Origin of the sequence: Mesorhizobium sp. M7A.F.Ca.CA.004.12.1.1 (assembly GCF_003997835.1) — a bacterium.
Classification (GTDB): domain Bacteria; phylum Pseudomonadota; class Alphaproteobacteria; order Rhizobiales; family Rhizobiaceae; genus Mesorhizobium.
In genome coordinates this window covers 1-4,864 of the sequence record NZ_RZRK01000477.1, presented here as the reverse complement: position 1 = coordinate 4,864, position 4,864 = coordinate 1, and the positions used below count along the sequence as shown (strand labels likewise).

3 protein-coding genes are annotated in these 4,864 nt (G+C 63.7%); 1 reads left to right on the top strand and 2 read right to left on the bottom strand.

The window, feature by feature from the left end; genetic code table 11:
- Both EN984_RS22915 and EN984_RS22910 read right to left on the bottom strand, forming a co-directional pair.
- Positions 1 to 437 (bottom strand): hypothetical protein (locus EN984_RS22915; RefSeq protein ID WP_164765590.1); only part of this gene is annotated, 437 nt, incomplete at its 3' end.
- A gap of 3 nt (positions 438 to 440) precedes the next feature.
- Positions 441 to 2,369: an autotransporter assembly complex family protein gene (locus EN984_RS22910; RefSeq protein WP_127383961.1), complete on the bottom strand. Its 1,929-nt coding sequence runs from the start codon at positions 2,367 to 2,369 to the stop codon at positions 441 to 443.
- 272 nt (positions 2,370 to 2,641) lie between these two features.
- On the opposite strand from EN984_RS22910, the gene EN984_RS22905 reads away from it, so the two are divergent.
- Positions 2,642 to 4,864: MG2 domain-containing protein (locus tag EN984_RS22905; RefSeq protein WP_245480103.1), on the top strand; the 2,223-nt coding region annotated here is incomplete at its 3' end.

Below are 4,864 nucleotides of genomic sequence, written 5' to 3'. Positions count from 1 at the left end.
ATCTCGGGCAGATCGATCTGCTTGATGTCGATGGAAACCGGCAGCGTCGTCGTACCCCCGCTCGGCGCTGGCTGCGTGCTGGCCACCGGCAATCGCGCCAGTTCGATACGCTCGGCAGCGATACGGTCGGCGCTGAAGTTTTTCGACAGCAGCGCCAGCGGCGACCAGTCGACGGCCACCTTGCGCGCCACCAGCCAGGCGCCCTCGCGGTCCTCCAGCACGACATGGTCGACGCTGAGCGCCCCGGACCAGATGCCGTCTATGCCGCTGACCGTGATCTTGCGGTTGTCGTTCGAAGCCAGCCGCGAAATGATGCCGGCGAGATTGTCGCGGCCGCGCTCGGTCTTGGTCAGCACCACCAGCGCGCCGATCGCTCCCGCAACCACGATCAGCAGCGTGTAAAGGACAATGCGGAGGATGCGCCAGACTGTTTTCATCGCTCAGAATGCCTGCCCGATGCCGGCATAGATGCCGAAATGCGGGTCACCCGGATCACGGTTGAGCGGCACGGCGGCATCGATGCGCAGTGGCCCGAACGGCGTGACATAGCGCAGCCCGACGCCGGCGCCGACCTTGACATCGGAGAAATCGGGAGCTGATTTGGTCGATACGGTGCCGGCGTCGACGAACGGCACGATGCCGATCGTATCGGTGATGGCGATGCGCATCTCGACCGAGGTTTCGAAGAAGGACAGGCCGCCGATCGGCTGGCCGGTGAAGTCCTTGGGTCCGATGCCCTGATAGGCATAGCCGCGCACCGAACCGCCGCCCCCGGAATAAAAGCGCCGGTCGGCTGGCACATGTTCGAGGCTGGTGCCGACGATCGAACCGATGGCGACACGTTCGGCCAGCACGAATTTCGAAGCCGAGTCCAGCGACTGATAGGCCGACCCTTCGCCCCTCAGCTTCAGGAACGCCGCACCGCTCAAAATGTCGTAGCTGGGCTCGGCATAGGCCAGCACCCGGAAGCCGCTTGTCGGGTTCAGCCGGTTGTCCCGGTTGTCATAGACATATTGCAGCGGAATGCTGGCGATCAGGTATTTGTGCTTGCCGAAAGCGTCGTGGATGCGGGAATAGTCGAGCGCCACCTCGGCGGAAACCGTCTGCTTCTTGGTCAGCTCGTAGGACAGCCCGGTGCTGCCCTTGACCGAGAAATGGTCATAGGCGTCAGGATGTTCGAGTACCGTCTTGACGCCGGCGAAGAACTTCGATGCCGGCCCGATCACGCCCGGCTTTTCGAACATGATGCCGGCATTGTAGTTGAGCTCGCCGAGATCATTGCTGCCGATGCCGCTGATCTTGCCGTCGATGCGCAGCTTCTCGGCCCGGCCGAACAAATTGCGGTGGCCCCAATAACCTTCCAGGCCCAGCCCCTCGGTGTTGGAGAAGGTGCCGCCGACGCCGAAATAGCGTGGCTTGCGCTCGCTGACCTGGACGCCGATCGGAATGTTGCCGTCGGCATCGAGCGTGTCGGCTTCCTTGAACGTCACGCTGTTGAAGACCTCGAGCGCCAGCAGCCGGTCGCGCGCGTCATCGATCTCTTGCGGCGAGTACTGCCGGCCGCGCTTGAGGCCGGTCATGTATTCGGTGAAGTCGCGGTCGACCTTTTCGGTGCCTTCCACCGTTGTGTCGCCATAGCCGGCGACCGGCCCAGCGGCGACCGTCAGCGTCACGTCCAGCGTCGAAGTAGCGTGGTCGGCGACGATCTGCCGGTCCGTCACCTCTGCCAGCGGCCTGCCTTGCTCCTTCAGCGTCCGCACGATCAGCGCCTCGGCCTTGAGCACAGCGCCGGATCCCGCATCGCCGCCTGATATCAAGCCATAATCGGCGCTCATCAGCCCCGCTGCGTCGCCCTCGAGGTGGATATTGCCCAAGGTGAATTTCGGCCCGCTGGCGATGTCGATCACCACGGGAACCGGCTGCGGCCCCTTGAATTCGGCATCCGGCGGCAAATCGTCGAGCGGCTTGCCGTCGATGGTGACGGTGACGACGCCTTCGTAGCGGGCATCGGCATAGAGCGCGGCGACAAGCTGTTCGCGGTCGCTGCGCGCCTTGGCCATCAGCCCGAGCGAGCCGGAAACCGGACGCTCCTCGTCACTCTTCAGCGCCGAGGCATTTTCGAGCTTCTTGACCAGATCCTTGTCGGCGTCGGGGGCGGAAATGGTAACGGCGTAGCGCAGGGGATCGACGATATCGGCATCCTCGTCGCTGGACGACCCCCACAGCTTGATGCCGAAAAGCTCGAAAGCGGCCGCCGGCCGCGATTCGGCGACGAGCACGGTCGAGCACATCACGGCCAGCAGCAGGGCGCGCGGAAGCGCAAGCCCTGGCGCGCGACCTCCTGACATCTGCTCTTCATGCGCCGGCATTAAGACAACCTAGATTACAAAACTAAAATTGGAATGAAGTTCTGAAGCGCTCGTAAAGGGGCCACAATCCAATTGTCTGAAATAGGGCGGGCTTGGAATTCACACCTTTTGCGTCGCCGCAAGAAAGCGTGATCCCCTGTCCTATGGAGGTACTACCGGTCATCGGCCGGAAAGGAAACCGTTGGCAGGCGGAACCCTGCCGCGTCCTTGTGTTGACAAGCCTGACTGAAGCTTGATCATGCCCGGACGTCAGCTGTGTCTGGAGGGGTGTTATGGCAATGCGCGCGGCTCGTGGTCTGTCTATCCTGATTCTTCTGTTTTTAGGCTGGGCCAGTGTCCTGGCCTGGAGCAGCGCCGCGCAAGCGGCCGAGGCCCGGCGGATCGCGACAACGGACAATTCCGATTATTTCGGCTTTGATCTCAGGTCCGACCAGAATGTGACAATCGACCAGTGCAAGACGACATGCCTGGGAGACCCGGCCTGCCGTGCCTTCACCTACAACAAAAAAGCCAAATGGTGCTTCCTCAAATCCGACTACAACCAGCTGAAAACCTTCAACGGCGCGGTCGCGGGCAAGGTCGTCAACATCGATGGCGATCCTGATATCGGCGCGCCGCCGGAACTCGCTTTCTTCCCCAACTGGATGGCCGATCAGGCCCAGCAATACCGCAACAAGCTGCTCGGCCCGGCCTATGACAAGCCGACCGAAGGCATGGCTGCCTTGCTGAACGCCGCCGAACAGGCCGTGCTGACCGGGGATCACCGCTCCGCCATGCTGAAATACGAGGCCGCGGTCTCGGTGCTGCCCGATGATGGTCCGCTCTGGCTCAACCTGGCGCGTGAAACGCTGGCCGTTCAGCCCGCCGCTAGCACCTCCGAAGCCTCCACTTTGCCGGCGAACGGCACGTCGGCCGCTTTCAATGCCTATAAATTGCTGCGCACCACCAAGACGCGCGCCGAAGTGCTGGCGCTGCTCGGCAACGGGCTCGACAAGCGCGATCTCTACCGGCCGGCGCTGCAGGCCTATGAGGCCAGCCTTGCGCTGAACCCTTCGCCGGCGGTCCAGGCCGACTATGCCGATCTCAAGGCCCGCAAGGGTTTCCGCGTTGTCGATCACACCATCGACGCCGACACCAGCGCGCCGCGCATCTGCGCGCAATTCTCCGAGGATCTGGTCAAGACCGGCGTCGACTACGCGCCGTTCGTCACCGTCGACAACGCGCCACCCAAGGGCGTCGAGGCCAAGGACAAGCAAATCTGCGTCGAAGGGCTGGAGCATGGTCAGCATTACGACGTCACCTTCCGCGCCGGCCTGCCGGCGGCAATCGGCGAAGTGACCGCGGCCCCCGTGGTGCTGTCGATCTATGTCCAGGACCGCGCACCGTCCGCCCGCTTCACCGGTGACAGCTTCGTGCTGCCGGCCGGCGCGCGCCGCGGCATTCCGATCGTCACCGTCAACATGAATGCCGCCGAAATGAAGCTCTACCGCGTCGGCGATCGTTCGCTGGCCCAGCTTCTGTCGGGCTACCAGTTCCTGCACCAGCTCGACGGCTACGACATCTCCAACATTTCCGAGCAGATGGGCGCGCCGGTCTGGCAAGGCCAGCTCGACATCGCCAATGATCTCAACAAGGAGGTCACCACCTCCTTCCCGGTCGACGAGGCGGTGCCGCAGCGCAAGCCCGGCGTCTACGTGCTGACCGCGCAGGCCGTCAACGACAAGAGCGACAACTACAATTCGATGGCCACGCAATGGTTCGTCGTCTCCGACATCGGCCTGTCGACCTATACGGGGCAGGACGGGCTCAACGTCTTTGCGCGTTCACTGGGCAGCGCCAAGCCGATAGCCGGCGCCGAACTGACGCTGGTTGCCAGGAACAATGAGGTTCTCGGCACGGCGACATCGGATGCCGACGGCCATGCCGTCTTCAACCCCGGCCTGACGCGCGGCGACGGCGGCATGGTGCCGGCCGTGCTGATGGCCAAGCAGGGCGACAATGATTTCGTCTTTCTAGATATGGGCCGGGCCGGCTTCGACCTGTCCGACCGCGGCGTCACCGGGCGCGCGGCGCCAGGTGCGCTGGACGTCTATGCCTGGACCGAACGCGGCATCTACCGCGCCGGCGAAGATGTTCATGTCGCGGCGCTTGCCCGCGACGGCGCCGCCAAGGCGGTCGAGAACCTGCCGTTGACGTTCGTCTTCTCGCGCCCCGACGGCGTCGAGGACCGCCGCATCGTCAGTGACGGCGCTTCGGCCGGTGGCCATGCCGTCGACCTGCCGCTCGAACCCAACGCCATGCGAGGCACCTGGTCGGTGTCGATATACACCGATCCCAAGCAGCCGGCCGTGGCCAGCCACATGTTCCTGGTCGAGGATTTCGTGCCGGATCGCATCGAATTCGACATGAAGGCCGACAAGCAGGAAATCGCCCAGGGCGAAACCGCCAACATCGACATTGACGGCCGCTTCCTCTATGGCGCGCCGGCGGCGGGC